Source organism: Priestia sp. P5_B4, assembly GCF_056400385.1.
Genome location: NZ_JBFULJ010000198.1, coordinates 1 through 5,728, shown reverse-complemented (window position 1 = coordinate 5,728; position 5,728 = coordinate 1). Strand labels below are relative to the sequence as shown.

Sequence of the window (5,728 nt, the reverse complement as noted above, 5' to 3'; positions counted from 1 at the left end):
CCTGCAGTACTTAGAAAAAGATTATCAGGTGCAGGCAGTGTCGCTAAGCGAACTTGTTTTTCCAAACGTTGCGTACTTCTCAAAATGGTGTATTGAAAAGAAACTGCATATTGATGAAAAAAATCTAGACATACTGGTGCACACTGATCCAAAATGGATGCAGTTTGTTGTGAGGCAAGTGCTGTCTAACGCCATTAAATATAGCCCTCTAGAAGGAAAGCTTTCTTTTTTTAGTGAAGAAACGCCAAAGTACGTAAAGTTATTTATCGCTGACCAAGGAAAAGGGATTCCAACTCAAKATCTTCCCCGGGTTTTTGAAAAAGGATTCACAGGAAATGCGGGAAGAAAAACGAAGGGAGCTACGGGGCTAGGGCTGTATTTTTCAAAAAAAATTACAGATGCTCTTGGCCATCGAATAGAAGTGAATTCACTTTTACACGAAGGCACCACGGTGATCCTGACCTTCTACAAACTGAATTCTTTTGATAACCTTTCAAAAATGTAAGATTGCACGCTGAGATTGTCATCTGCYTCAAACGAATCTTTCCTTGTTTCAAAGTAAGATAGAGCTATACACAAGGAGGGAACGTACATGAAGCGAGAGTGGATTAGCCTTTTAGCTCTGCTTTTGGTTGTAGGAGCAGGTATAGGAGGAATAAAGATTTATCAAAAAGCCGCAACGGAGCATCAATACGGGATTATCCCAAAAGAAGCAAAAAAAGTGGATGAGTATGGACGAGTTCAATATACAATTTCAGTGATAAACGAAAAAGGACAAACAACGTTTCAAACATTTACAACGATTAAACAGTTAAAAGAAGGAACGGTTATTGACCTTTTCGTTCGAGGCAATGAAGTTCGGAAATATGACATTATAACAAAGAATGAGCTGCCGCAGCGAGTGAAAAGCGTGTGGCCTACAAAAGAACGAAAGGAGGAGGAAAAGTGAGCATTGTTCTTGAAGGAAAAAATGTAACCAAAACGTTTGGATCAAGAGGAAATGTATACGAAGCGCTAAAAGGAATTGATTTTACAATCGAAGAAGGAGAGTTTGTCGGTATTATGGGACCATCTGGAGCGGGAAAAACGACGCTGATGAACATTCTTTCAACGATTGACCGTCCCACCGATGGCGAGATATGGATTCAAGGAGAAAACGTGGCGCTCATGAAAGATAAGAAGCTGTCTGCTTTCAGACGCAATCATTTAGGGTTTATTTTTCAAGATTATAATTTATTGGATACGTTAACGGTAAAAGAAAATATTCTTCTGCCGCTTACGGTTACAAAAATGTCTAAGAAAGAGATGGAAGCGAAGCTTAAAGACACCGCAACGCGACTAGGCATCTATGAGCTGGCGGATAWGTATCCGTATGAGATTTCTGGCGGACAAAAACAGCGCGTTGCAGCAGCGAGAGCAATGATTACGAATCCAGCTGTTATTTTCGCCGATGAACCTACCGGAGCTCTTGATTCCAAAGCTGCTTCAAGCCTGCTTGAAAAGCTGTCGCAATTAAATCAAGAAGACCGTGCCACGATTATTATGGTGACGCATGATCCGCTGGCTTCAAGCTACTGCAGCCGCGTGCTGTTTATTAAAGACGGACAAATTTACACGGAGCTGTTTAAAGGCGAACAAACGAGACAAGCATTTTTTAAACGAATTATGAACATTCAAGGCGCATTAGGCGGTGAAGGCTATGACCGTATTTGATCTTGTTAAAAAGAATATGCGCAAAAATATTAGCCGGTACAGTCTTTATTTCTTTTCAATGATTTTTAGTATTATTGTGTACTATGTGTTCGCTACGCTTCAGTACGACCAATCGATTTCAAAGTTTATTGGAGAAGAGCTGAGGCTGCAGGGCATTTTTAATGCTTCAAACTACGTTCTGCTTACCTTTATTGTTGTCTTTATTTGGTACACAAACTCATTTTTTATCGGGCAGCGTAAGAGAGAGCTCGGGCTGTATCATTTAGTCGGCATTGAAAAACGTACGATTGGAAAAATGATCTTTTATGAGAATATGCTGCTGGGGATTTTTTCTTTGGTGGTCGGTATTTTACTAGGTACCGTGTTTTCAAGGCTGTTTGTGCTGTTTTTACTAAAGCTTATGGGACTGTCGCTTTCGATTACGCTCACATTTTCTTTTCAAGCGGTTTTAAAAACAGCCGTAGTGTTTTTGATTGTTACCATTTTTATATCGTTTCAAGGCTATTTTATTATGTACCGCTATACGCTATTAGATCTGTTTCAAGCAGAAAGCAAAAGTGAACGCGTAAATAAAATGAATTCGAAACGCTCAATTGTAGTGGGAGGACTGGGTATCTTACTCGTTGGCTACGGATACTACCTTTCATCGGGAAACATTGTGACACCTAAGTTTTTTCTAATTGTAGCCGTTGTACTGTTCTCGGTCATTTTCGGTACATTTTTACTTTTTAAAGCCACAATTGAGTGGCTGATGGGGCTTTACCGAGAGCATGCGAACCGATATTATTCGTTTGCAAATATGCTAAGCGTTTCTACTATGATGTATCGAATTAAAGCAAATGCACGAGTGTTAACCCTAATTACGATTTTGTCGGCTACTACACTTGTAGCAGTTGGTGTGACGTATTCCTCGTACTACAATACAAAAGCCGACGCCAGAAGCATGCAGCCTTATGACTATACGCTGCACAGCAAAAAAGCAGCGCAAGAATTTATGKATGTACTGGATGAGCTAGATATCCAATCAAATCGGTACGTCTATCATATCGTGAAGCACTCTGCTGATTTATCGGATTTTCGATTTATTACATCGGGCTACTATAAAGATAGGGAACAAATCAGCTTTTTAGATGAAGAAGAAGTACGTAAGAATGGCGTTTCGGTCCCTGCGCTAAGCGCAAACGAAACTGTTATTTTTGATTCAATGGCAAAAGGAAAAGTGTTTAAACCTAGTACAGGTAAAACCGCAGCTGTGGAGCTGAGCAAATCAGAACAGCTTGCTTTAAAAGTCGTTAAATCCGAGCCTTTGCTCATTCTTGATTCTGACAGTGCCGGCTATCAGTTTGTAGTCAACCACGATACATTTAACAAGCTTTTAAAAGCTGGACAAAAGCAAGCGGTGTACGTATTTAATACCGATGATGGAAACAAACAAAATGAACTTACTAAGAACTATCATCAAATCGCAAAAGAAGCTGGCGAAAGCCGTACTTCATACTATGATGTGTTTCAGGCAGGCTTAATGAGTAAAGGATTGTTTATTTTTATTGGAGGGTTTTTAGGGCTCGTCTTTTTGATGGCAACGGGCAGTATTATTTATTTTAAGCAAATCTCCGAAGCCGAACAAGAGCGCAAAAGATTTGAAGTCCTGCGTAAGCTTGGGTTTTCAGTGTCTCAAATGATGAGCGCCGTTCGAAAGCAGCAGCTGTTTACGTTTGGTTTGCCTTTAGTAATTGGTATCTTGCACAGTCTATTTGCGCTGAACGTCATTACGAATCTAACCGGTGAAAGTCTGATAGTCCCTGTTTTAATAGCGGATGCAGTATACGGGATTATTTATTTCTTTTTCTACGGGCTGACAATGAATTACTACCGAATGGTAATAAAGCGACTGTAAAGAAAAGACTGTTTCGATCAAAGAAACAGTCTTTTTTTTTGTTGGGAAAATAAAAGGTATGGAGTAATGAAACCCTGAATATAAAAAAAGGGTATAGAAAAAGTAGAGAGTTGTATTGGAGGGAAAAATGTGAAAGCAGATGCTGTATTCGAAGGGGGAGGCGTCCGAGGAATTGCATTCACGGGTGCGATTGAAGCGATGGAAGAAAGCAATGTAGAATGGCAGCGTCTAGCAGGTACGTCAGCGGGAGCGTTAATTGCGGCACTTTTAGCGAGCGGCTATAAAAGCGGTGAAATTCGCAGAGAGCTTCAAAACATGGACTATGCTAAGTTTCGCGGGAAAACGATCATTAATCGAATTCCCCTGATTGGAAACTTGATTGAACTGATGGTTCATTTAGGCTTTTATAAAAATGATTATTTAGAAAAATGGGTGTATGGTCTGATGCGTGAAAAAGGAATCGAAACGTTTGCGGATTTGCCGGCAGATAAGCTGAAAATTATTGCCTCAGACATTTCGAACGGACAGATGCTTGTGCTGCCTGATGACTTGCCACGATATGGAATGCAGCCAAGCGACATGAAGATTTCACAAGCTGTGATGATGAGTGCGTCCATTCCTTTTTTCTTTCGTCCCGTCATCTGGAAATCCAAAGGGTTCAAGAGGTCATACATTGTCGATGGGGCGCTTTTAAGCAATTTTCCAATTTGGCTGTTTGATACGGAGCATCCGCGTTTCCCGACGTTTGGCTTTCGATTTGTAAAAGAAGAAATTGATACAGCCGCTATTATTCCGACGCCAGTGCATCTATTTAAAAGTATGTTTACCACGATGCTGCAAGCTCATGATTTGCGGTATTTGAACGCGGAGACAAGAGAACGAACGGTGCAAATTCCAACGGGAGTGATTACGGCAACGGATTTTGCCTTAAAGGAAGAAGAAATCGAATTTTTATATGAATCTGGTTATATATCAGCAAAGCACTTTTTAGAAAAGTGGGATTTTGAACAGCATAAAATGAATCGGACCGGACGGCAGCTGACACGAAGAAAGCTCCCGTAACAGGAGCTTTTCTACGGCTGTTTTAAAATGTTGACTTCAACAGCTTCGCCTTTTGCCGGAACGGAATACTGAACGCTTTTGTCTTTCTTGAGCCATGCTTTAACGAGCTGTCCTTTTTTGTATGTTTGATCATCCGAAACTTTTACATAAATAGGCTGTACATCGCTAGAACCAAGTATTTCTTTTGTTGTATAGTCAAGCGCAGTATCTCGCGGAATGACGTTTGCAATAAGAATTTCATCCTGTTTCACTTCTAAAATGCGCCCTTGAACTAAATAGCCGGCCGGCTTTTTTGACTGCTCGGCGTTATCAGAACAGCCGCTTAAACAAATAAAAAAGAGAAGAAAAAGTGCAGTTGATTGAACGGTAAACTTCATAAAATCTCCTTTCCGTTTCAACATGACTACCATTATAACGCGTTTGACCATTTCTTTTCCAGTTTTCGGAGAAAGCAAGAGGTAATCGTTGACGTTATTTCAGCACGCATGATATGTTTTAACTCATAAACGCTATTTTTACTARAAGTCACGCTTAGTACGGGAGGTCCTTATATGGATGTTACCTTTTTAACCAACGTTATTCGACATATATTAGAACGAGATAATTTTGTCATTGACTTTGAAGAATCAGATGAACAAAATATCCACTTTTGGCATCGAGACGAGCCGTTTCGCCTTTTTATTTCAGAGCAAACGGAAAGTTATTTAGCATGGACCGTTTTTGAAGATGAAAAGGAACAGTGGAGCGGAAAAACATTTCTCCAAGAAGTGACGAATACGTGTAAAGACTGCAGTGAGCCAATTGCGCACTGGATTTATAAAGATGGAGGCAAAGCAGGTTATTGCGATCATTGTCTTCAAACGTTTGGAAATGCGTATTTTACAAATGCTGATGATATCAAGCAAAACCTTCATTTAATTGACGGTTCTATTTGTTTTATTACCGATGAAACCGGAAGCGATTGGTGGATTGCATATGAAGGATTCAAACGAGTAATTGCAAGATTAGAAGAAAATCCCGATCAGAAAGTCGAAATGTACAAGCCCGAATATCCGG

7 protein-coding genes are annotated in these 5,728 nt (G+C 40.1%); 6 read left to right on the top strand and 1 reads right to left on the bottom strand.

Annotation, left to right across the window (positions count from 1 at the left end):
• The 5 genes from AC1DRF_RS15155 to AC1DRF_RS15135 all read left to right on the top strand — a co-directional run.
• Window positions 1-505: ATP-binding protein (locus AC1DRF_RS15155; protein WP_477741061.1), on the top strand; the 505-nt coding region annotated here is incomplete at its 5' end.
• Window positions 506-592: 87 nt separating this feature from the next.
• On the top strand, window positions 593-949 hold the full coding sequence (locus AC1DRF_RS15150; RefSeq protein WP_427075118.1) for a DUF1093 domain-containing protein: 357 nt from the start codon (window positions 593-595) through the stop codon (window positions 947-949).
• Window positions 946-1,713 (top strand): ABC transporter ATP-binding protein, encoded by a 768-nt coding sequence (locus tag AC1DRF_RS15145; RefSeq protein WP_477741060.1) that lies wholly within the window; start codon window positions 946-948, stop codon window positions 1,711-1,713. The genes AC1DRF_RS15150 and AC1DRF_RS15145 overlap by 4 nt, the downstream gene beginning before the upstream one ends.
• Entirely contained in the window at window positions 1,700-3,610 is a 1,911-nt protein-coding gene (locus tag AC1DRF_RS15140) for an ABC transporter permease (protein ID WP_477741059.1), read from the top strand. Before AC1DRF_RS15145 ends, AC1DRF_RS15140 begins: the two co-directional genes overlap by 14 nt.
• A gap of 129 nt (window positions 3,611-3,739) precedes the next feature.
• Window positions 3,740-4,672: a patatin-like phospholipase family protein gene (locus AC1DRF_RS15135; RefSeq protein WP_427075116.1), complete on the top strand. Its 933-nt coding sequence runs from the start codon at window positions 3,740-3,742 to the stop codon at window positions 4,670-4,672.
• A gap of 11 nt (window positions 4,673-4,683) precedes the next feature.
• Here AC1DRF_RS15135 and AC1DRF_RS15130 read toward each other — a convergent pair whose 3' ends face one another.
• Window positions 4,684-5,049, bottom strand: coding sequence for a DUF3221 domain-containing protein (locus AC1DRF_RS15130; RefSeq protein ID WP_016765167.1), 366 nt, complete (start codon window positions 5,047-5,049; stop codon window positions 4,684-4,686).
• Window positions 5,050-5,223: 174 nt separating this feature from the next.
• On the opposite strand from AC1DRF_RS15130, the gene AC1DRF_RS15125 reads away from it, so the two are divergent.
• The coding region (locus AC1DRF_RS15125) for a hypothetical protein (RefSeq protein ID WP_477741058.1) at window positions 5,224-5,728 on the top strand (505 nt) is incomplete at its 3' end.